Annotated in this window: 24 protein-coding genes; 16 read left to right on the top strand and 8 right to left on the bottom strand. The window is 66.3% G+C overall.

Annotated elements, in window-relative coordinates:
- The first annotated feature begins 58 nt into the window (after positions 1-58).
- Complete coding sequence (locus tag ILP92_RS07765) at positions 59-1,015, top strand: hypothetical protein (protein WP_198915816.1); 957 nt, start codon at positions 59-61, stop codon at positions 1,013-1,015.
- A 147-nt stretch (positions 1,016-1,162) separates the two neighbouring features.
- On the opposite strand, the gene ILP92_RS07760 is transcribed toward ILP92_RS07765, so the two are convergent.
- Positions 1,163-1,720 carry a fasciclin domain-containing protein gene (locus tag ILP92_RS07760; RefSeq protein ID WP_198915815.1) on the bottom strand — a complete coding sequence of 186 codons (558 nt, stop codon included), beginning with the start codon at positions 1,718-1,720 and terminating at the stop codon, positions 1,163-1,165.
- Positions 1,721-1,922: 202 nt separating this feature from the next.
- Between ILP92_RS07760 and ILP92_RS07755 the strand changes: the two genes are divergently transcribed.
- Both ILP92_RS07755 and ILP92_RS07750 read left to right on the top strand, forming a co-directional pair.
- Positions 1,923-2,168 (top strand): hypothetical protein, encoded by a 246-nt coding sequence (locus ILP92_RS07755; protein ID WP_198915814.1) that lies wholly within the window; start codon positions 1,923-1,925, stop codon positions 2,166-2,168.
- 153 nt (positions 2,169-2,321) lie between these two features.
- The gene (locus tag ILP92_RS07750) at positions 2,322-2,999 is read left to right on the top strand and encodes a hypothetical protein (protein WP_198915813.1); all 678 of its coding nucleotides are present in this window, start codon (positions 2,322-2,324) and stop codon (positions 2,997-2,999) included.
- 113 nt (positions 3,000-3,112) lie between these two features.
- On the opposite strand, the gene ILP92_RS07745 is transcribed toward ILP92_RS07750, so the two are convergent.
- Entirely contained in the window at positions 3,113-3,778 is a 666-nt protein-coding gene (locus ILP92_RS07745; protein WP_198915812.1) for an SOS response-associated peptidase, read from the bottom strand.
- Between the two features lie 152 nt (positions 3,779-3,930).
- Here ILP92_RS07745 and ILP92_RS07740 point away from each other — a divergent pair, with 152 nt between their 5' ends.
- Together ILP92_RS07740 and ILP92_RS07735 are read left to right on the top strand one after the other, a co-directional pair.
- Positions 3,931-4,167: a hypothetical protein gene (locus ILP92_RS07740; RefSeq protein ID WP_198915811.1), complete on the top strand. Its 237-nt coding sequence runs from the start codon at positions 3,931-3,933 to the stop codon at positions 4,165-4,167.
- 3 nt (positions 4,168-4,170) lie between these two features.
- A complete protein-coding gene (locus tag ILP92_RS07735; RefSeq protein WP_198915810.1) occupies positions 4,171-4,431 on the top strand; it encodes a PqqD family protein in 261 nt (86 codons plus the stop codon).
- Between the two features lie 128 nt (positions 4,432-4,559).
- Here the strand turns inward: ILP92_RS07735 and ILP92_RS07730 are convergent, their stop codons facing one another.
- On the bottom strand, positions 4,560-6,113 hold the full coding sequence (locus tag ILP92_RS07730) for a bifunctional metallophosphatase/5'-nucleotidase (RefSeq protein WP_198915809.1): 1,554 nt from the start codon (positions 6,111-6,113) through the stop codon (positions 4,560-4,562).
- Positions 6,114-6,307: 194 nt separating this feature from the next.
- Between ILP92_RS07730 and ILP92_RS07725 the strand changes: the two genes are divergently transcribed.
- Both ILP92_RS07725 and ILP92_RS07720 read left to right on the top strand, forming a co-directional pair.
- Positions 6,308-6,646 carry a DUF952 domain-containing protein gene (locus tag ILP92_RS07725; protein WP_198915808.1) on the top strand — a complete coding sequence of 113 codons (339 nt, stop codon included), beginning with the start codon at positions 6,308-6,310 and terminating at the stop codon, positions 6,644-6,646.
- Positions 6,643-7,695 carry a quinone-dependent dihydroorotate dehydrogenase gene (locus tag ILP92_RS07720; protein ID WP_198915807.1) on the top strand — a complete coding sequence of 351 codons (1,053 nt, stop codon included), beginning with the start codon at positions 6,643-6,645 and terminating at the stop codon, positions 7,693-7,695. Before ILP92_RS07725 ends, ILP92_RS07720 begins: the two co-directional genes overlap by 4 nt.
- 57 nt (positions 7,696-7,752) lie before the next feature.
- On the opposite strand, the gene ILP92_RS07715 is transcribed toward ILP92_RS07720, so the two are convergent.
- The 3 genes from ILP92_RS07715 to ILP92_RS07705 are packed head-to-tail and all read right to left on the bottom strand — an operon-like array spanning position 7,753 to position 10,023.
- The gene (locus ILP92_RS07715; RefSeq protein ID WP_198915806.1) at positions 7,753-9,084 is read right to left on the bottom strand and encodes an MATE family efflux transporter; all 1,332 of its coding nucleotides are present in this window, start codon (positions 9,082-9,084) and stop codon (positions 7,753-7,755) included.
- Complete coding sequence (locus tag ILP92_RS07710; RefSeq protein WP_198915805.1) at positions 9,077-9,592, bottom strand: PaaI family thioesterase; 516 nt, start codon at positions 9,590-9,592, stop codon at positions 9,077-9,079. The genes ILP92_RS07715 and ILP92_RS07710 overlap by 8 nt, the downstream gene beginning before the upstream one ends.
- Complete coding sequence (locus ILP92_RS07705; RefSeq protein WP_198915804.1) at positions 9,589-10,023, bottom strand: PaaI family thioesterase; 435 nt, start codon at positions 10,021-10,023, stop codon at positions 9,589-9,591. Before ILP92_RS07705 ends, ILP92_RS07710 begins: the two co-directional genes overlap by 4 nt.
- A gap of 126 nt (positions 10,024-10,149) precedes the next feature.
- Between ILP92_RS07705 and ILP92_RS07700 the strand changes: the two genes are divergently transcribed.
- From ILP92_RS07700 to ILP92_RS07665, 8 genes are all read left to right on the top strand, one after another.
- On the top strand, positions 10,150-10,866 hold the full coding sequence (locus ILP92_RS07700; RefSeq protein ID WP_198915803.1) for an NAD(P)-dependent oxidoreductase: 717 nt from the start codon (positions 10,150-10,152) through the stop codon (positions 10,864-10,866).
- A gap of 46 nt (positions 10,867-10,912) precedes the next feature.
- Complete coding sequence (locus ILP92_RS07695; RefSeq protein ID WP_198915802.1) at positions 10,913-11,281, top strand: MerR family transcriptional regulator; 369 nt, start codon at positions 10,913-10,915, stop codon at positions 11,279-11,281.
- Positions 11,282-11,397: 116 nt separating this feature from the next.
- Positions 11,398-11,793: a MerR family transcriptional regulator gene (locus ILP92_RS07690; protein WP_198915801.1), complete on the top strand. Its 396-nt coding sequence runs from the start codon at positions 11,398-11,400 to the stop codon at positions 11,791-11,793.
- A gap of 53 nt (positions 11,794-11,846) precedes the next feature.
- Positions 11,847-13,625, top strand: a complete 1,779-nt coding sequence (locus ILP92_RS07685) for an acyl-CoA dehydrogenase C-terminal domain-containing protein (protein ID WP_198915800.1) — start codon at positions 11,847-11,849, stop codon at positions 13,623-13,625.
- Between the two features lie 9 nt (positions 13,626-13,634).
- A complete protein-coding gene (locus ILP92_RS07680) occupies positions 13,635-13,847 on the top strand; it encodes a hypothetical protein (protein WP_198915799.1) in 213 nt (70 codons plus the stop codon).
- Positions 13,848-14,128: 281 nt separating this feature from the next.
- Positions 14,129-14,749: a glutathione S-transferase family protein gene (locus ILP92_RS07675; RefSeq protein ID WP_198915798.1), complete on the top strand. Its 621-nt coding sequence runs from the start codon at positions 14,129-14,131 to the stop codon at positions 14,747-14,749.
- A gap of 11 nt (positions 14,750-14,760) precedes the next feature.
- The gene (locus tag ILP92_RS07670; protein ID WP_198915797.1) at positions 14,761-15,984 is read left to right on the top strand and encodes an acetyl-CoA C-acetyltransferase; all 1,224 of its coding nucleotides are present in this window, start codon (positions 14,761-14,763) and stop codon (positions 15,982-15,984) included.
- Positions 15,985-15,996: 12 nt separating this feature from the next.
- Positions 15,997-18,198 carry a 3-hydroxyacyl-CoA dehydrogenase NAD-binding domain-containing protein gene (locus tag ILP92_RS07665; RefSeq protein WP_198915796.1) on the top strand — a complete coding sequence of 734 codons (2,202 nt, stop codon included), beginning with the start codon at positions 15,997-15,999 and terminating at the stop codon, positions 18,196-18,198.
- Positions 18,199-18,278: 80 nt separating this feature from the next.
- On the opposite strand, the gene ILP92_RS07660 is transcribed toward ILP92_RS07665, so the two are convergent.
- Together ILP92_RS07660 and ILP92_RS07655 are read right to left on the bottom strand one after the other, a co-directional pair.
- The gene (locus ILP92_RS07660; RefSeq protein WP_198915795.1) at positions 18,279-18,911 is read right to left on the bottom strand and encodes a Hint domain-containing protein; all 633 of its coding nucleotides are present in this window, start codon (positions 18,909-18,911) and stop codon (positions 18,279-18,281) included.
- A 165-nt stretch (positions 18,912-19,076) separates the two neighbouring features.
- Complete coding sequence (locus ILP92_RS07655) at positions 19,077-19,724, bottom strand: sulfotransferase family 2 domain-containing protein (protein WP_198915794.1); 648 nt, start codon at positions 19,722-19,724, stop codon at positions 19,077-19,079.
- 78 nt (positions 19,725-19,802) lie between these two features.
- Between ILP92_RS07655 and ILP92_RS07650 the strand changes: the two genes are divergently transcribed.
- Positions 19,803-21,428 carry an AMP-binding protein gene (locus ILP92_RS07650; RefSeq protein ID WP_198915793.1) on the top strand — a complete coding sequence of 542 codons (1,626 nt, stop codon included), beginning with the start codon at positions 19,803-19,805 and terminating at the stop codon, positions 21,426-21,428.
- Positions 21,429-21,435 lie beyond the last annotated feature (7 nt).

Here is a 21,435-nt window from a genome sequence, read left to right as displayed (position 1 = left end):
TCATTTTTACTAAAGACCGTCCTTTCCATCTACCTGTGGCCATTTCGGACAATCATCGATGAATCTTAGCACAATTGCACTCCTGAGGAGCAGTACAGCGATCAATCCTCCCAACGGTCGAGGGAATTACTCAAAATTTCAAAACACCGAGAATCCCAAGCGATCTGAAAGCACACCTAAGAAAAAGACTAGCAGAAAGCCTAAGCCTAAAGGCTGGATAGAATACCCACCAGTATTTGGGATTGAAGCAGAACTGGAATCATTCGATTTTAGCGATCCGATTTTGGAATTCCCTGAAAAGCCGGGAATTGTGACACGGCATTTCTCGAAAAAATACCTCTCATCCTATCTCGATGGCTACTTCCGCTTTGGAACGCTTTATGGATATGCGAATTACGAAGGAACGATCCAACGCCTAAACGACAGAACTGAGGGAACTTCCAAAGAAATATATGAATTTGAAGAAGGAGAAATAAACGATGTCACGGTCGAAGACCGTCTGCGGCTAGGTAATGTGAAAATATTGGGCTCCGATAAACATATCGCCATCTCTACCATCGTCAATGATTATTGCGCCTGCCTTTCGTGCGGCCCTTATTCCGAGGAACGGGCCAAAAAGCTGATCAACGATGGCAACCAAGATATTGAAGCATACGTTTCCTACGATAGGAACGCTCTTCTCCAGGCACTCAAAGGAGAAGAAGAACTTCTTCTGAAACTATTCGGGCGTGAGACTCTTTTTGCGGCTTACCCGGTTCTTTATGGTGATAAGGAGGATTTTTTTGAGATATCCAGTTCGGTCAGAAATTTGAAATCTGAGGAGCCCCAACACAGGTGGGAAGCCTCGGCATTCACAAAACCGTGGCGCTTCGGGAATGAGGAGGAATTCCGGATAATTTCGTTTCGATCTAACGCCGCGGGTCGTTTACCAAAAAGCCAAGACGCGGTGGCAATAGAATTTAGTAGGCTGATAAAGGGATGCATTGTTGCTTCTGGACTTGTCGAGACTTCGTAGCGCGAATTTTCCAATCACCAAGCGTTGGGTGACTTCTCAACACACCCTCCAGCCGCGAACGCATGTAGCGGGGTAAATCCACCCGACACCAAACTAAAAAGGGCCGCCCACCGGGCAGCCCCCCTTCCTATCCCAAAGGCCCAAGCCTCACATCGCGGCCTGCCCCGCGGGCAGCAGCACGCGGTCGATCACGTGGACCACGCCGTTCGACTGGGTGACGTCGGTCTGGATGACCCGCGCCTCGCGGCCGTTCTCATCCGTCAGCACCACCGTGTCGCCGTCCAGCCGCGCGGTCAGCGTGCAGCCGCCCACGGTCTGCACCGGGTGCGCGCCGTCGCTGTCCGCGATCATGCCGACGATGGTGGCTGAATCGGCGTTGGCGGCGACCACGTGGCAGGTCAGCACCTGGCTCAGCTGCGACTGGTTGGCCAGCAGCGCGTTCAGCGATGCGTCCTTGATCATCGCGAAGGCCGCGTTGGTCGGCGCGAAGACGGTGAAGGGGCCGGAGCCGTTCAGCGTGTCGACCAGGCCCGCCTCGGTCACGGCGGCGACCAGCGTGGTCAGGTTCGGCGCGGCCGAGGCATTGGCGGCGATGGTCTTGGTCGGGAACATCTCGGCCCCGCCGACGGTCGGGTTGTCCTGGGCCGAAGCGGTGGCCGCAAAGCCCATCAGGGCGGCGGTGGCGATCAGTGTGGTGCGTAGCATGATGTCATCTCCTTGGTGACAAGGGCGGGTCGTTCTGCCCGCCATCGGACGAAGCCACGCACGGGGCAGCGCAACAGTTTCAGGGCGCGCCGAGATTTGCGATTTTTCGGGCCCGGGCCCGGGTCGCGCGGCACGTTTCCTCTTACCTGCGGGCAGCGGACCCGCTAGGGTCCGAAGCGTTTCCATCGAAGGTCCAACGCCCATGTCCCGCCTGCTTCTGCTTGCCCCGCTTCTTCTTGCCGCCTGCATCGCCGATCCGGCGGAAATCGAATCGCCCGAGGTCGAGGTCGTCACCGACCAGGGCACCGTGACCTGCCAGCTTTATACCCTGCGCGTCACGCTCTACGACCGCGCGGTGCTGCGGCCCCAAAGCATGTCCGACGCCACCGCCAACGACATCTGCCGGGCCGAGGGCAAGCGGCGGCAGGCCGAGGTCCTTAACCGCTGACGGGGCGACGCCGACGACCATGCGACGGGCGCTGTTTCGAACGGACATGGCGGCAGGAGTGCGGTCGCCGGGGGTGCGTCCGAAGGTCCATGCGGATGACAATGACGCGCGCCCCCTTGCGGGCCCGCGCCCGCCTGCCCCATCCTGTCGCCCATGCTGCGCCTTGCCCTTCTGATCCTGCTTCTTTCGGCCTGTGCCCGTCCGCTGACCCCGGGCGAGCGCAATTTCGTGGCCAGCGTGCATGGCCCCGCGCTGGATACGTCCCGCGTGCGGGTGCATCGCGGCGCGCTGATCGGCAACCTGACCCACGAGCGGCCCGCCCGCCCCGCCAAGGCCTGCCGCGAACGGATCCGCCCCGAGGAAACCGGCACAGTCAAGGGCTCGATCGCGGCGCTGGTGGTCTTTAACCGGATCTTTTACGCCAAGCGCTACTTCCTGTCGGATTTCCTGGCCGACTATCCCGAGGCGATGCAGCTCGAGGACGCGATGCTGCTGGCCCACGAGCTGACCCATGTCTGGCAATGGCAACAGCGCGAGACCACGGGATACCACCCGTTCCTGGCCGCGTCCGAGCATCGCCCCGGCGGCGATCCGTACCTGTTCGAGCTGGACGCCGACCTCACCTTCGACGATTTCGGCTACGAGCAACAAGGCTCGCTGGTCGAGGAATTCGTCTGCTGCCGCGCGCTCGATCCCGACGGGGACCGCACCCGGCGGCTTTACGATATCCTGAAGCCGGTTTTCCCCGCGCTGAGCCCCCGATCGCCGGTGCCGCAGGACGGGATCGCGCTTTTCTGGTCACAGGCACCGCGCAAGGGCATCTGCTCGTGACGATCGCGTCGTGATTTCGCCGCGATCTTACGCTAGGGTAAGGTATCTCGGGCGTGGTGGCCCGGGGTATTCTCCCTGATGGACTGGCCGCGCTCGCGTAGCGCGGCCTTTTTTTAAAGCTCCAGCGGCTCGATCAGCTCCGCGCCGCGCGCGCGCGCCGAATTCACCCTAGGATCGACGCGATACATCCGCAAAAGCCCGCCGGGCGCGGGCCGCATCAGGTCGGCCGCCCCCTTGCCCGCCTCGCCCAACCACAGCGGCCAGTCGTCCGGCGCGACGATCACCGGCATCCGGTCGTGGATCGCGGCCATCGGCGTGTTGGCGGCACAGGTCAGGATCGCGCAGGTCGATATCGCCTCGTCGCCCCCGGTCCAGTCCTGCCAGATGCCCGCGAATGCCAGCGGCGCGTCGCCTTCGGGCGCGATATACCACGGCAGGCGGTTGCCCTTGTCGTCCTTCGTCCATTCGTAAAAGCCGGTGGCCGGGACCAGGCAACGGCGCTTGCGGACGGCATCGCGGAAGGCGGGCTTGTCGGCGACGGTTTCGGACCGTGCATTGATCAGCAGCGGCCCGTCGCTTTCCGTCTTCGCCCAACGGGGGATCAGCCCCCAGCGCAGACCCCTGAGCCGTCTTGTCCCATCCTGGAGCGTCACCGCGTGGATCTGGGTGGTGGGACAGGTATTGTAATTGGGTACGTCGGGCAGCGCGTTGTCCGGCACCGCGTCGAAGATCCGCGCCAGCGCGTCGGACGGGTGGGTCAGGACGAATCGACCGCACATCAGTCCCGGCCCAGGCCGGGCGCGCGGCACACCCGCGACAGGTGGGCCGCGCCAGAGCCCGGCAGACAGACACCGCAAGCCGACGGATAAACGCGTGTTCGGAATGGGCGCATACAGAAACCTTGATCGGTGAGCCGAGTCTTGCCACCATTTTGACGCACATCATCCGCTTCCGAAAGACGCGCGGCCGGTTCGACTGGAAATCGGGCCGCCTGCCACCGCCCGCGGAGTGGACCCCGCGCGGTCCCGCCAAGGTCATGGATGCGGTCGCGGATTTTCACTATCGCTTCCTCGATTGGCACACGCTGGAATTCCCCGGCCAATTCTACCTGCATTGCGCCGCCATCCGGGTGGCGGCCGCACTGATCGAGCGCGAATTCGGGGGCTAGCGAATGGCGAAGATCCTGCACCGCAACTCCCGGATAATCCCGCGCGAGGTCGAGACCGACATCTTCCTGATCGACGAGGTCGGCGGTGCGATCCACCATCTCAACAGGACGGCCGCCGCCCTGTGGCGCCTCATTGAAACACCGGCCCCCCGCAAGGACGTGCTGCGGCAGTTCCGCTATCTCTATCCCGACGAGGATGCGGGCCGACTGGACGCGGCGCTGCGCGCGGTCATCCGCGACCTGTCGACCGGGGCATCCTGCTGAAATCACGCTAGGCCTTCGGTGGCACCGACGCCCCGCGCGGGTCGCCAAGCGCCGCGTCCGGTCTTTTGCCGCCACCGACAGGGCCCGATGCCGCGACCGGGCCCTGTCTTCGCTCTGCCGCACAGCTCCTACTTCACCGTGATGCGCCCGTCGGTCATCGGCGTATAGGGCGCGTTGGCGGCCAGGTATTCCGCCGTCACGTCCGCCAGGTCCGGCCCGTAATCATAGGCGTTGTCGGCGTTCACGAACATCTCGTAGCCGTCGCCGCCGTTGCGGACGTAGTTGTTGGACACCACGCCATAGATGGCGCTTTCGTCCAGCGGCGCGCCGCCCACCATCACGTCGCTCACGCGGCTGCCCGGCTCGGCGCTGGTGTCGATGGTATAGCTCATCCCCGCCACCTGGGCGAAGCGGCCGGCACCTTCCTCGATCTGGCTGGCCCCGTTCTCCAGCGCGGCCAGCAGGGTCGCGCCGTCCACCTGGAAGGTCGACAGGGTGTTCTGGAACGGCAGCACCGTCAGCACCTCGCCCATGGTGACCTCGCCCGCGTCGATGGAGGCGCGCAGCCCGCCGCCATTGGCGATGGCCACCTGGATCCCCTGGTCGGCCACCCGGTCCAGCATGGCCTCGGCCACCAGGTTGCCCATCTGGCACTCCATGGCGCGGCAGGCATCCCGCTCGCCATTGATGGCTTCGGTCGTCTCGGCCACGACCTTGTTGCGGATCTCTTCCAGCGGCGCGGCCTTCTGGGCGATCAGCTCGACCGTGGCGCCGTCCTCGGTCACGGCGGCGTCGATCAGCAGCGGCGCGCCCGTGGCCTCGGTTACCACGCCGTCGTCGTCGAAGGTCACGTTCAGCTCGCCCAGGTACTTGCCGTAGGCATAGGCCTGCACGATGGCGGTGTCGCCCACCATGGTCGGATAGGGGCCCGCCGCGCCCTCCATGTCGCCCAGCAGGGTGTTGGAATGGCCGCCCACGATCACGTCGACACCGGTGGTGTTCTCGGCGATCCGCTGGTCGGTGCCGAACCCCGAATGGCTGAGCACGACGATCTTGTTCACGCCCTCTTCGGTCAGCCGGTCGACCTCGCCCTGCACGGCCTCCACGGGGTCGGTGAAGACCACGTTGGGCCCGGGCGATGCCAGCTCGTCGGTGTCCTGCGGCGTCAGACCGATCAGGCCGATCCGCTCGCCGTTCTTCTCGATCACCACGGATTTCTGGATCACGTCCTTCAGCAGCGGCTCGGAAGTCAGGTCCGCATTCGACATCAGGATCGGGAACTCCACCGCCTCGACGAAGCCCGCCAGCACTTCGGGGCCGTCGTCGAATTCGTGGTTGCCCACGGTCATGGCGTCGTAGCCCAGCATGTTCATCATCTCGGCCGCCAGCGCGCCCTTGTAATAGGTGTAGAACAACGTGCCCTGGAACTGGTCGCCGCCATCCACCAGAAGCGGGTTGGACGCGCGCTCCTTCGCGTCGGCGATGGCCGTGACCAGCCGGGCCGAGCCGCCGAAACATTCCCCGGCGGCGTTGTCCTCGGCCGAGCACGGCCCGTCATACTTGCTGATCGGCTCGAACCGGGCGTGGAAGTCATTGGTGTGCAGGATGGTCAGGTCATAGGCACTCGCCGCGCCCGCGCTCAGCGCAAGCGTGGCGGCGGTGGTGGTCAGGTGGCGGATCATGGTTTTCTCCCCAGGGGTGCTTTTTCGCGGGTCAGACTGCGCCCAGCCCGCGCCCTTGTCAAAGCCCCCGCACGGCCCGGCCCCCTGACCCGGCGGCAGCCGCACGGATCTGCCCGTTTCTTCATCTTTCCACAAATACCTCGGGGGGCGCGGGGGGCTGGCCCCCCGTCCCGCAAGATGCCAAAAGCGCCGCCATGGACATCTACAAGATCTTCCGCGCCGACGAATGGGCGCAGCTGCAGGCCGAGGGCCGGACCCTCGGCGCGCCGGTCGACCGGGCGGACGGCTATATCCACTTCTCGACCGCCGCGCAGGTGGCCGAGACGCTGGCCAAGCACTTCGCCGGCGCAAACGGCCTGACGATCTGCGCCTGCAACGCCGACGCCCTGGGCGATGCCCTGAGGTGGGAGCCGTCGCGCGGCGGCGCGCTGTTTCCCCACCTCTACCGCCCGCTCGCGCTCGACGACATCGCCTGGCACGCCCCCCTGCCCCTCGTGGACGGCACGCACCCCCTGCCGGACCGCGTGGCATGAGCACGCTGGAGCGGGTGGGTCTGGCGGCTTTGCGGCGGCTCGACCCCGAGCGCGCGCATCACGCGGCCCTCGCACTTCTGAACACCGGCATGGTGCCTCTGCCCGGCCCAGTCACGTCGCCGCGGCTGAAGACCTCGCTGGCCGGGCTGGACCTGCCCAACCCGGTGGGCCTTGCCGCGGGCTTCGACAAGAACGCCCGGGCGCTCGGCCCGCTCGCGCGCGCGGGCTTCGGGTTCCTGGAAGTTGGCGCCGCCACTCCCCGCGCGCAGGAGGGCAATGCCAGGCCGCGGCTGTTCCGGCTGGCCGCCGACCGCGCCGTCATCAACCGCTTCGGCTTCAACAATGAAGGCATGGACGCCATCATCGCGCGTCTGGCCGCCACGCCGACCGGGATCCCGCGCGGCTTGAACCTGGGCGCCAACAAGGACAGCGCCGACCGAGCGGCGGATTTCGCCACCGTGCTGGCGGCGGCGGGGCCATACCTGGATTTCGCCACCGTCAATGTCTCGTCGCCAAACACCGAACGCCTGCGCGACCTGCAGGGCGCCGACGCCCTCAGCGCGCTCCTTGACGGGGTGATGCGGGCCAATCGCGCGCTGGCCAAGCCGATCCCGGTCTTCCTGAAGATCGCGCCGGACCTGACCGATGCCGAGCTGGCCGACATCGCCCGCGTGGCCGAGCACGCAAAGCTCGCCGGGATCATCGCCACCAATACCACCCTGTCGCGCGACGGTCTGACCGATCCGCAGCGCGGCCAGGCAGGCGGGCTGTCGGGCGCGCCCCTGTTCGAACGCTCGACGCGGCTGCTGGCCAGGCTGTCGACGCTCACGGACCTGCCGCTGGTGGGCGTGGGCGGCGTGGGCTCGGCCGAGGACGCGTACGCCAAGATCCGCGCGGGCGCGACGGCGGTGCAGCTCTATTCGGCCATGGTCTACGAGGGGCTGTCGCTGGTGCCGCGAATCGCGCGCGGACTCGAGGCCCTGCTGGCGCGCGACGGCTACGACAGCGTGGCCGACGCGGTCGCCACCGACCGCGACCGCTGGCTCTGAACGGTCCGAAATCCTCAAGGATTTCGTCACGAAATTCACATGAATTTCGGCCACCGCTCAAGGGGCGACCGAGCGCTCCAATCCGGGGTATTTCCAACCCAACGTCGCGCCGCGGGCCACGAAGCTGACCAGCAGCGCCAGCCACAAACCGTCATTGCCGAAGACCGGCACCAGCGCCAGCAGCGCCGCGACATAGACCAGCGCCGAGATCACCATCATGTTGCGCATGTCGCGGGTCCGCGTGGCGCCGATGAAGATGCCGTCCAGCATCCACGCCGCCACCCCCAGCAGCGGTGCCGCCACCATGAACCACAGCGACGCCTTCGCAGCGGCCCGCACCTCGGGCGCAGTGGTCATCACGTCGATCACCCAGCCGCCCGCCAGCGCGAAGGCCACCGCCAGCGCCACCGCGGCCACGCCGCCCCACAGGCTGGCCAGCGCCGCACCGCGCCGGAAGAGGTCGCGCCGCGACGCGCCCAGCGCGCTGCCGACGATGGCCTCGGCGGCGAAGGCGAAACCGTCCAGCGCGTAGGCCGTGACCTCGAGGAACTGCAGCAGGATCTGGTTGGCCGCCAGCGTCACGTCGCCGAACCGCGCGCCAGTGAACAGGAAGCTCACGAAGATGCCCTGCAACAGCAGCGAGCGCAGCAGGATGTCGCCGTTGACCTGCGCAAAGCGCTTCAGCCGCGCAGGGTCCCCCACCCGGCCCCAGTCGCGCCAGGCGGGCGTGGCGAAGGCGTCGCGGCAGAGCCACAGCCCCAGCGCCAGACCCGACCATTCGGCGATGAAGGTCGCCACCGCCACGCCCTGCACGCCCCAGCCGAGGCCCAGCACGAACCACAGGTCCAGCACGACATTCAGCCCGTTCATCACCACCTGGATCACGAGCACGCCGCGCGTCCGCTCGGCCGCGATCAGCCAGCCGGTGATGGCGTAAAGCGAGATCAGCGCGGGCGCGGACCAGACCCGGATCGCCATGTAGTCGCGCGCCAGCCCCTCGACCTCGGCGCTGGCGGGCGACAGCTGGAACGCGGCCCAGAACAGCGGCAGTTGCAGCAATATCATCGCCAGCCCGCCCAGGCACCCGATGCCCAGCGCGCGGCTCAGGATCGCCGCCGCCTCGTCCCGGTCGTCGCGGCCCAGCGCCTGGCTCGCGAAGCCGGTGGTGCCCATGCGCAGGAAGCCGAAGATCCAGTAGGCCGCCGTCAGGATGACCGACCCGATGCCCACCGCGCCGATGGGCGCGGCCAGCCCCAGCTGGCCCACCACGCCGGTGTCGACCACGCCCAGGATCGGCACCGTGGCGTTCGACAGCACGATGGGCAGCGCCACCGACAGCACGCGCCGATGCGTCACCTGCCTCGGCGCGGCCAGGGTGGTGTCAGCCATCCCCGCGCGCCTGGGGCATCAGGAAATGCACGTTGGCCTGGGCGAACAGGCGGTCGCGATTGTCCTGCCACGCCTCGACCCGCACGCTGGCATAGCGCCGCCCCGCGCGCGCCACGAAGGCCCGCGCGTAGGCATCGCGCGGCAGCCCCGAGCGCAGGTAGTCGATGGTGATGTCGATGGTCTTGGGGATCCGCGGCATGGCCTTGGGGTCCAGGCTGTCGGGATCGACCTCGCCCGATTCGATATCGTCCCAGAGCCGCGTCCAGGCCAGCGCGATGGTCGCCGTGGTCTCGAGAAACGCCGCCGTGGCGCCGCCGTGCAGCGCGGGCAGCATGGGGTTGCCGATCAGCTTGTCGTCATAGGGCAGGATCGCGGTCAGCTCGTCCCCGCGCCGGTCGAACCGGACGCCCAGGTAACGCATGTAGGGGATGCTTCTGACCAGCGCGTCCAGCGCCCCGTCGCGGCGTTGCTTGATGACCTGCACCGGCTCGGGCGTGCGGCGGGTCACGTCGCTTCCCCCCGCAGGATCGTGAAGGCGCCCGACGCGGTGGCGACCGGATCGTCGTCGTCGTCGTCCAGCGCGCGGGCCCGCACGAAGGCGACCGAGCGGGTGACGTGGTAGCATTCGGCGATGGCGCGGATGGTCTGGCCGGGCGTCGCCGGGCGCATGTAGTCGATCCGCAGGTCCAGCGTCGCGGTGCTTTGCGGCTGGGTCTCGTGCAGCATGACCGCCGCCCCGCCGCAGGTATCCATCAGCGCCGAGACCGCGCCGCCATGGATGACGCCGGAGGCCGGGTCGCCGATCAGTTTCTCGTCGTAGGGCATCCGGATCTCGGCGCTGCCCGACCGGGTGTCGGTCAGCTCCATCCCCAGGTCGCGGGCGTGGGGGATCGCTTCGATGAATTGGCGCGCGATCTTCGCGCGGCGATCGTCGGTCATGTGGGCTGTCCCCTTGCCGTCAGCGTTCCCCCCTTATCTGGCGGGCCGCGGGCGGGCGGCAAGCCAAAAGCGGAACGCGACGCCCCTGCCGCCCGTTACGTCAGGGTCCCCAGTAGGAGCGTGACCATGACCGAAGCCCTGACCCTTGCCGTTTTCGGCGCCACCGGCGCCACCGGGGCCGAAGTCGTCCGGCAGGCCGCCGCGCGCGGCCACCGCGTCCGCGCGATCGAGCCCGGCTGGCCGGACGATCCCGGCCTGCCCGAGGGCGTCGAGACGCGCGTCGCAGACGTGCTGACCGACGACCTGTCGGACGTGATCGCGGGCTGCGACGTGGTGATCTCGGCCATCGGGCTGGGCCTGTCGCCCCGCACCGTTCTGTCGCCGCCGCCGCTTTACACCGAAGGTGCGCTCCACATGATCGACGCCATGCGGGCGCAGGGGCTGTCGCGGCTGATCGTGGTGTCGGCCAGCTTCGTCGAAACGCTCGACCGCGGCCCGCACTGGTTCCGCGCGACGACCGGGCTGGCGCTGGAGCGGGTGTTCACCCAGATGGGCGAGATGGAGCGCATCCTGCGCGCCGCGGGCGATATCGACTGGACCGCGGTGCGGCCCGGTTGGCTGATGCAGGGCGACCTGACCGCCGACTACACCGTCACGCCGGACGTGATCCCCCAGGACCTGATCCGCACGCGGCACGCGGATCTCGCGCATTTCATCCTGCACTGCGCCGAGACCGGCGACTGGTCCCGCGCCACCCCTGCCATCGCCCGCGCCGAGCCCGCTTCGGCCACCCGTCCCGATACCGTCCTGAAAGAGCTGCTCCCGGATAAGTTGAGGAATTGATCCCTGCGACCTTTCGCCCTAGCTTACCCCGAAGGGAGGTCCAGCAATGTCCGATACCCGCATTTCCTTCAAGGATATGTGTGCCAGGTTCGATGTGACGCCACGCACGCTGCGCTATTACGAGTACATCGAACTGCTCGAACCCGAACGCGAGGGCCGCGCCCGCTACTACCGCCAGCGCGACGTGGCGCGGATGAAGCTGATCCTGCGCGGCCGCCGCTGGGGCTTTTCGCTGGAAGACATCCGCAAGTGGCTGATGATCTACGACAAGCAGGGCGACGAGGCGCAGATGCGCGAGTGGATCAAGCTGGCCGACACCCAGCTGGACGTGCTGCGCGGCGAGCTTCAGACCATGCAGAAAGCCATCGACGAGCTGCAGGAAAACCGCGACGCGATCGCCAAGTCGCTGACCTGACACCGACCCCGCGCAAATGACGTGACGTTCTGGTTACGTCAACGTCAATTGCGCTTGTCGCAACCGGCGCGAGCCGCCAGATTGCGCCCCAGACGTTCCCAGATACGAGACCCGGCATGACCGATGACACGATGACCATCCGCGAGATGTGCGACGCGTTCGACGTGACGCCCCGCACCTTGCGGTTCTACGAGTCCAAGGAATTGCTGGCGCCGGTCCGCGACGGCCAGAAGCGCCTGTTCACCCGCCGCGACCGCGCCCGCCTGAAGCTGATCCTGCGCGGCAAGCGCTTCGGCTTCTCGCTGGAAGAAATCCGCCAGCTCTTGGACCTCTACGAAGTGGACGACGCCCAGGAAACCCAGCTGACCCGCGCCTACGCCATCGCGCAGGAACGCCTGGCCGACCTGCTGAAGCGCCGCGAAGAGCTGGACGAAGCCATCACCGAGCTGCGCGGCCAGATCCAGTGGGGCGAGGACGCGCTGCAACAGCTGCGCCGCACCTCGGCCGCCTGATCCCGACCCCCTTTCCGTTACCAACCAGATATCCGACCGACAGGACCCGACCCATGCCCCATTACACCGCCCCCGTGAAAGACCTGCAATTCGTGCTGCACGAGGTGCTGAACGTGTCCACCAAGGACACGCCCGGCTACGACGAGCTCGAGCGCGACTTCACCAACGCCGTCCTGGAAGAGGCGGGCAAGCTGGGCGAAAACGTCCTGGCGCCGCTGAACCCCACCGGCGACGAAGAAGGCTGCACGCTGGAAAACGGCGTCGTGCGCACGCCCAAGGGCTTCAAGGACGCCTACGACCAGATGCGCGACGGCGGCTGGATGGGCCTGGACTGCGACCCCGAATACGGCGGCCAGGGCATGCCCCACATCCTGCAATCGGCGGTGGGCGAGATCTTCGTGAGCTCGAACATGGCCTTCAACATGTACCAGGGCCTGAGCCACGGCGCCTACAACGCGATCCACGCCCACGGCACGGACGCGCAGAAGCAGACCTACCTGCCGAAGATGGTCGAAGGATCGTGGTCGGGCACCATGAACCTGACCGAGCCCCATTGCGGCACCGACCTGGGCCTGATCCGCACCAAGGCCGAGCCGCAGGACGACGGCAGCTACAAGATCACCGGCCAGAAGATCTGGATCTCGGCGGGCGAGCATGACCTGACCGACAACATCATCCACCTGGTGCTGGCCAAGATCCCCGGCGGACCCGAGGGCGTGAAGGGCATCAGCCTGTTCATCGTGCCGAAGTTCCTGGTCAAGGAAGACGGCTCGCTGGGCGATCGCAACAGCCTGAGCTGCGGGGGCCTGGAAAAGAAGATGGGCATCCACGGCAACGCCACCTGCGTGATGAACTACGACGGCGCGACCGGATATCTCATCGGCGAGATGCACAAGGGCATGCGCGCCATGTTCACCATGATGAACGAAGCCCGCCTGGGCGTCGGCATCCAGGGCTACGCGCAAGGCTCGGTGGCCTACCAGAACGCGCTGGCCTTCGCCAAGGACCGCCTGCAGGGCCGCGACGTGACCGGCCCCGTCAACCCCAATGGCCCCGCTGACCCGATCATCGTGCATCCCGACGTGCGCCGGAACCTGATGGACCAGAAATCCTTCGTCGAGGGCGCGCGCGCCTTCGCGCTGTGGGGGGCCGAGCTGATCGACCGCTCGCACCGCGGCAAGGATGCCGACGCCGAGGCGATGATTTCGCTTCTCACCCCGGTGATCAAAGGCTTCCTGACCGACAAGGGGTTCGAGACGACGGTGCTGGCGCAGCAGACGCTGGGCGGCTCGGGCTTCACCCGCGAATGGGGGCTCGAGCAGTTCGTCCGCGACGCGCGGATCACCATGATCTACGAAGGCACCAACGGCATCCAGTCGCTGGACCTGGTGGGCCGCAAGCTGGGCCTGAACGGCGGCAAGACGGTCATGGCCTTCTTCGACATGGTCAAGACGTTCCTGAAGGACAACGCCGACAATCCCGCCTTGCAGGACGGATATCTCGAGCCGCTGAAGGCCGCGTCGAAGGATCTTCAGGCGGCGGGGATGTTCTTCATGCAGCAAGGCATGAAGAACCCCAACGACGCGCTGTCGGGCAGCTACGATTTCATGCACATGTTCGGCCATGTCTGCATGGGCCTGATGTGGGCGAAGATGGCGAAGGCGGCGCAGGAAGCGCTTGACGCGGGGGCCACGGACAAGGACTTCTATCAGTCGAAGCTGGCCACGGGGCGCTACTACATGGCGCGCCAGCTGCCCGCGACGGGGATGCACCTGGCCCGGATCCAGTCCGGCGCGGCCCCGGTGATGACGCTCGACGCGGCCAATTTCTAAGGAGCCCCGATGCCCAAACGCTTTCGTCTGACCCGCCGCTTCCCCGTGTCGATGACCGAAGACGGCTACCGCCGCCTGAAACGGTTCGCGGCCGAGGCGGGTCTGGACGAGGGCGAGGCGCTGAGCTTCCTGTTCGAGCATTTCGACAGCGTGACCAATTCCGAGAACCTGACGGCACGGCTGCGGCTGTTCAATTCGGAACTGGATGCGCGGAAACGATGAGCGCGGCGCGGGTCGAGACTTCGGGATTGCCTCCGGCGGAGGTATTTCTGGACAGATGAAGACAGGACGGTCCACCCCGCCGCGGCGGAACGCTTCCACGGACGGTCGCAGCGGGGCTTCACCTGTCGCGGCCATCGGCTCCTCAGCCTGTACCGCGCGCGTAGCCTAGCGCGGTTAACCTTAACAACAGGTGAAGGCTTCTTCATCTGTCCGAAAATACCTTGCGGGGGGTCCGGGGGGCGCAAAGCCCCCCGGTCCTGCCCCAACCACGAGGATAGGCGATGACAATCAAGCTTCACTGCTTCGGCGAATCCGGCAACGCCTACAAGGTGGCGCTGGCGCTGGAACTGGCGGGTCTCGACTGGCAGCCCGTCTTCGTCGACTTCTTCAACGGCGAGACGCGGACGGAAGACTGGCGCGCGCGCGTGAATCCCATGGGCGAGGTGCCGGTGCTGCAGGACGGCGACATGACGCTGACCCAGTCGGGCGCCATGCTGGACCACATCGCGCGGACCACCGGCAAGCTGGACGGCGACCGGTCCGAGATCCTGCGCTGGCTGTTCTGGGACAACCACAAGTTTTCCACCCAGATCGGCATGACCCGCTTCCTGATGAACTTCCTGCCCGAGGCCAAGCGCCCGCAGCCGGTGATCGACTTCCAGCTGGGCCGCCTCAAGGCCGCCTACGGCGTGCTGGACGCCCAGCTGAAGGGCCGCGACTGGCTCGTCGGACGGGACGTCACCATCGCGGATCTGAGTTGCTGCGGCTACCTGTATTACCCGGAACCCTTCGGTTTCGACCGGGCCGACTGGCCCGAGATCGACCGCTGGCTGAACAACATCCAGTCCCTGCCGGGCTGGAAACACCCCTACGACTTGATGCCCCGCGCAGCGGCGGCCTGAGGAGGACGAAGATGACCGAAGCCTATATCTACGACGCCGTGCGCACCCCGCGCGGCAAGGGCCGCAAGGACGGCGCGCTGCACGAAGTGACCAGCGCGCGGCTGTCGGCCGAGGTGCTGAACGCCGTCAAGACCCGCAACGGCCTTGAGGGCCAAGCGGTCGAGGACGTGATCTGGGGCAACGTCACGCAGGTGGGCGAACAGGGCGGCTGCCTGGCGCGGACCGCGGTGCTGGCCTCGGAGCTGGACGAGCGCATCCCCGGCGTCGCCATCAACCGCTTCTGCGCCAGCGGAATGGAGGCCGTGAACATGGCCGCCAACCAGGTGCGCGGTGCGACCGGCCAGCGGGGCGGCGTCGGCTATATCGCGGGCGGCGTCGAGATGATGGGCCGCGTGGCCATGGGCTCGGACGGTGCGGCCATCGCCGTGGACCCGTCCATCGCCATGAAGACCTATTTCGTCCCGCAAGGTATATCCGCGGATATTATCGCCACCGAATACGGCTTCTCCCGCGACGACGCGGACGCTTTGGCGGTGGAATCCCAGAACCGGGCCGAGGCCGCGTGGAAGGACAACCGTTTCGCCAAGTCCATCATCGAGGTGAAGGACCGCAACGGTCTGACCATCCTGGACCACGACGAGTACATGCGCCCCGGCACCGACATGCAGGCGCTGGGCAGCCTGAACCCGTCCTTCAAGGACATGGGCGAGACCATGCCCGGCTTCGACAAGATCGCGCTGATGAAGTACCCGCATCTCGAGCGGATCAACCACATCCACCACGCGGGCAACAGCTCGGGCATCGTGGACGGCGCCGCGGGCGTGCTGATCGGCGACGCGGAATTCGGCAAGGCCCACGGTCTGAAGCCCCGCGCGCGCATCCGCGCCACGGCGAAGATCGGCACCGATCCCACCATCATGCTGACCGGCCCCGTGCCCGTGACCCACAAGATCCTGGCCGATCACGGCATGGATATCGGTGATATTGATCTTTTCGAGGTGAACGAGGCGTTCGCATCCGTGGTGCTGCGCTTCATGCAAGCCTTCGACGTGGACCACGACAAGGTCAACGTGAACGGCGGATCCATCGCCATGGGCCACCCGCTGGGCGCCACGGGGGCGATCATCATCGGCACCCTCTTGGACGAGCTCGAGCGCTCGGACAAGGAAGTGGGTCTTGCCACCCTTTGCATCGCGTCCGGCATGGGCGCGGCCACCATCATCGAGCGCGTGTAAGGAGCCGATCCCATGACCGATTTCACCATGAAGAAGGGCGACGACGGCGTTGCCATCATCACCTGGGACGTGCCCGGAAAATCCATGAACGTGCTCAGCCTGGAAGGCTGGGACGAGCTGGACGCCTGCGTCACCGACGCGCTGGAAGACGGCCACGTGAAGGGCATCGTCATCACGTCCGGCAAGAAGGATTTCGCCGGCGGGATGGACCTGAACATCATCGCCAAGATGAAGAAAAGCGCGGGCGACGATCCGGCCAAGGGCCTGTTCGAAGGGCTCATGCGCTGCCACGGCATCCTGCGCAAGATCGAGCGCGCGGGGATGGACCCGAAGACCAACAAAGGCGGCAAGCCCATCGCCGCCGCCCTGCCCGGCACGGCGCTGGGGATCGGGCTGGAAATCCCGCTGGCCTGCCACCGCATCTTCGCCGCCGACAATCCCAAGGCCAAGATCGGCCTGCCCGAGATCATGGTCGGCATCTTCCCCGGCATGGGCGGCACCACCCGCGTCAGCCGCCTGCTGGGCGCGATGCAGGCCAGCCCGATCCTGCTGGAAGGCAAGCTGAACGACCCCAAGAAGGCCAAGATGGCAGGTCTGGTGCACGAGGTGGTGGACGACCCCGTTTCCGCCGCGAAGGAGTGGGTGCTGAACGCAACCGACGCGGATATCGTCAAGCCGTGGGACCAGAAGGGCTACAAGTTCCCCGGCGGCGCGCCCTATTCGGCGCAGGGATTCATGACCTTCGTGGGCGCGTCGGCCATGGTGCACGGCAAGACCCAAGGGGTCTATCCGGCGGCCAAGGCGCTGCTGTCGGCGGTCTATGAAGGCGCGCTGGTGCCCTTCGACACCGCCATCAAGATCGAGGCGCGCTGGTTTACGAGCGTTTTGATGAACCCCAGCAGCGAGGCGATGATCCGGTCGCTCTTCATCAACAAGGAAGCGCTGGAAAAGGGTGCCAACCGCCCCGAGGCGCCCGACCAGACCGTCAAGAAGGTCGGCATCATGGGCGCCGGCATGATGGGTGCGGGCATTGCCTATGTCAGCGCGCAGGCCGGGATCGAGGTCGTTCTGATCGACCAGGAACAGGCCAATGCCGACAAGGGCAAGGCGTATTCCGAGGGGATCCTGGACAAGGGCATCCAGCGCAAGAAGGTCACGGAAGAGAAGAAGGCCGAGGTGCTGGGCCGCATCACGGCGACCACCGATTACGACGCTCTCAAGGGCTGCGACCTGATCGTGGAGGCGGTGTTCGAGGACCCGAAGATCAAGGCCGAGGTCACGAAAAACGTCGAAGCCGTGGTCGGACCGGACTGCATCTTCGCCACCAACACCTCGACCCTGCCGATTTCGGAGCTGGCGAAAGCGTCCCAGCGCCCCGAGCAATTCATCGGCATCCACTTCTTCAGCCCCGTCGACAAGATGCTGCTGGTCGAGATCATCAAGGGCAAGCAGACCGGCGATATCGCGGTGGCCAAGGCGCTGGACTACGTGCGCCAGATCCGCAAGACGCCCATCGTGGTCAACGACGCGCGGTTCTTCTACGCCAACCGCTGCATCATCCCCTACATCAACGAAGGGGTGCGGATGGTGAAGGAAGGCGTCGAGCCCGCGCTGATCGAGAACGCGGCCAAGATGCTGGGCTTCCCGCTGGGACCGCTGCAGCTGGTGGACGAGACCTCGATTGACCTGGGCGTGAAGATTGCCAAGGCCACGAAGGCCGCCATGGGCGACGCCTACCCGGACGAGGCGGTGGACGAGGTGCTGTTCTGGATGGCCGACAAGGGCCGGTTGGGGCGCAAGTCGAATTCCGGCTTCTACGCCTATTCCGACGACGGCAAGCGGCAGGGCTTGTGGGACGGGTTGTCGAAGAAATACCCGGTCGTGGACGACCAGCCGGACCTGACCCGCGTGCAGCATCGCCTGATGATGGCGGGCGTGCTGGAAGCGGTGCGGGCGTTCCAGGACGGTGTGCTGGAAGACATCCGCGAGGGCGACGTGGGCGCGATCCTGGGCTGGGGCTTCGCGCCGTGGTCGGGCGGCCCGTTCGGCTGGCTGGACATCATCGGCGCGTCGAAGGCCGTCGAGATCTGCGAGACGCTGACCGCCGAGGAAGGCGCGCGCTTCGAGACGCCCGAGCTGCTGCGCGACCTGGCGCGGGACGGCGGCAGCTTCTACGACCGGTTCGGCGATGGGGCGGCGATGAAGGCCGCGTGAGCTGATCGGTCAGAAGAAGGACAAAGGGCGCGGTGAGATCCGCGCCCTTTTTTTAATGTCCGTAGCCGGTCGGGTGTGAATCAGACCTCGGCCGATGCCGCCTGCGCGGCTTGCGATTCCTCGCGGGCGATGATGCGGGTCAGGCTTGCGGCCCGGTCCAGCGGCAGCATCGAATAGACCATGCTTTCGGGATCGGGTGCGTCGTTGCGCGCGGACACGTCCTGCGGGCAGAGAAACAGCGCACCGATATTGGCGAAAACCAGCTGCTCGGTGGCGAAATACAGGGTCACGACGCTGATCTGGGTTTCGGGGATCGCCCGGGCGATGCCGCGCAGGCCTTCCAGGGCCTGGGCGGCCATCAGCGTGAAGGGATCGCCGAAGATATCCTCGGCCGCGTCGGATTCCAGCATGACGGGCTGGTCGGGCAGCAGCTGCATCTCGGAATGGTTGCCGAGCGCGCCGACGGGCACGGTCAGCGGCCACACGTCGCGCGGGCAGCCCTTGGCGCTGGGCCACAGGCGCCGCCGCTCGACGCGGATGACCTCTTGCAGGCCGCCATCGAAGGTCAGCACCTTCTCGCCCGGTTTCACGTCCTCGACCGCGCGCCAGCCGACGGTGGTGGCGACGCGGGTGCCCGACACGATACCGGTCGTCGCAGCGCGTGCGTGCGGAACCTCGGACTGGGGCGAAAAGCTGTTTGCGGACATGTGCATCGTCGGCTCCTGTCTGTCGGACGACCCGGTGCTGGCCGGGCTCGCATCTTGCTTGAGCCTTGATTGCCGCAGCATTTTGCCCCGATTGGGGCAGGAATACGGCGAAAGAGGTTACCGGTTTCTTGACAGCTTCAATTGTCGGTATTGTTCCCGGCCTGCGAACAATCAAAAGGCGTAGCCGAAGCGTTCCACGTCTTCCGCGCAGATTTCGCCCACGATCCGGGCGGTTTCCGCGTCGTAGTAGTCGCGATAGTTGCGCGATCGGAGCGACGCGTTAACCCGCGCGATTCGCCCGAGGCTGAGATCCAGCCGCGTTTCGACCTTTTCGATGTCATGCTCCAACCGCTCGAGCCGCAGGAATAGGGCATCGACCTCGCGCCCGTCGCTCAAGGTGACGTAGTGGCGCGCGGTGTCATTGGCGAAGCTTTGCGCCGTCAGCGGATGGGCGACGAAGCCCGCGAAATCCAGCTCGCGCGACAGGGCGACGGCGGGATGCTCGAAGGATTGCGCCCGCAGCCAGTGGTAATAGCTGACCATGCGGTCCCACGGATTGCGCACGAGGGTGAAGACGAACATTTCGGCGATGCGGTCGGGGGGCAGGACGCCTTCGATGTCCGATAACCGCGAATGCTTCCAAAGACGGCCCCGCGCCTCCAGGCCCTTCAGGCGCCCGCGCCGCTTCACCGCCTTGGGGGTGTCGCCGATCAGGATGTCGTCCTTCATAGCGCGGTCTTCCAGCGCCAGGCTGAGGGCCGTGCCCCCCGTCTTGGGGATATGCACGAAGATATAGCCGCGCTGGGGCGAGATGATCATGGACGCGCGCTTTCCGGGCTTTGCAACGGGCGTGGCTGCCGCAATACTCAGTCTAAGGTAAGGTAAGGGGGGCACGCCATGGGCTGGATGCAGGACGAAACCGGATTGGAGAGCCGCGCGGCCAATCACGTGGCCCTGACACCCCTGTCGCACCTGGCGCGCGCGGCGCAGGTCTTTCCCCGGCGCGAAGCGCTGGTCGATCGCGATATCCGGCTGAGCTATGCCGACTACCACGCCGCCGCGTCGCGGCTGGCGGGCGGGCTGGTGGCCGAAGGCGTCGCGTCGGGCGACGTGGTCGCGACGATCCTGCCCAACGTGGCGGCGCAGGCAATCGCGCATTTCGGCGTGCCCGCCTGCGGCGCGGTGCTGAACACGATCAACACCCGGCTGGATGCCGATACCGTGTCCTATATCCTGTCCCATGGCGGCGCGCGGATCGTGCTTGTGGACAGCCAGTTCCTTCAGATGTGCGAAGACGCGGTGGGCCGCATCGACGACAAGGCCCCCATGATCGTCGAAGTGCCGGACCCCGCCGCGGGCTTTCCGGCCAGCGGGCGCCACCCGACCTGGGACGACCTGCTGGCCAAGGGCAGCCCCGATTTCCAGTGGGTCATGCCCCAGGACGAATGGGAAAGCCTGGCGCTGAACTACACGTCGGGCACCACCGGGCGGCCCAAGGGCGTCGTTTATCACCACCGGGGCGCTTACCTCATGACCATGGGCACGGTGATCTCGTGGCGGATGGTGCTCTATCCGCGCCACCTGACGATCGTGCCGCTGTTCCATTGCAACGGCTGGAACCACACCTGGATGATGCCGGTGCTGGGCGGCTGCACCATATGCTGCCGCGATATCTCGGCCGCCGCGATCTACAACGCCATCGCCGACGAGCGCGTGACCCATTTCGGCGGCGCGCCCATCGTGCTGAACAGCCTGGTCAATGCGCCCGACGAAGAACGGCGCGAGTTCGACCACACGGTCGAGGTCTTCACCGCGGGCGCGCCCCCGGCCCCGGCCACCCTGGCGGGGATGGAGAAGATCGGCTTCAACGTCACCCATGTCTATGGCCTGACCGAAACCTACGGCCACGTAACAGAATGTTTGTGGGACAGCGCCTGGGACGACGCGCCCAGCGACGAGATCGCGGCCCGGAAGGCGCGGCAGGGGGTGGCGATGCCCATGATGGAGCCGATCGCGGTGCTGGACGACCAGGACTCGCAAGTCCCGCTGGACGGCAAGACCCAGGGCGAGATCGCCATTCGCGGCAATTGCGTGATGAAGGGCTATTACCGCGATCCAGACGCCACCGCCGAGGCCTTCGCGGGCGGCTGGTTCCATTCGGGCGACATCGCCGTGCAGCACCCCGACGGCTATATCCAGATCGCCGACCGCGCCAAGGACATCATCATCTCGGGCGGCGAGAACATCAGCTCGGTCGAGGTCGAGGGCTGCCTGATGGGCCACCCCGCCGTGTCGCTCTGCGCCGTGGTGGCCAAGCCCGACGACAAGTGGGGCGAGGTGCCCTGCGCCTTCGTCGAGCTGAAGAAGGGTGCGACGGGGGACGAGGCCGACCTGATCGGCTACGTCCGCGAGCGTCTGGCGGGATTCAAGACGCCGAAGAAGGTGGTGTTCCAGGAGCTGCCCAAGACCTCGACCGGGAAGATCCAGAAATACGAGCTGCGCGACGTGGCCAAGACCCTGTGAAAGGCCA

Source organism: Palleronia pontilimi (assembly GCF_016412875.1).
GTDB classification, from domain to species: domain Bacteria; phylum Pseudomonadota; class Alphaproteobacteria; order Rhodobacterales; family Rhodobacteraceae; genus Palleronia; species Palleronia pontilimi.
Note: the sequence above shows the minus strand (reverse complement) of the source record. Positions and strands in the feature narration are given on the sequence as shown.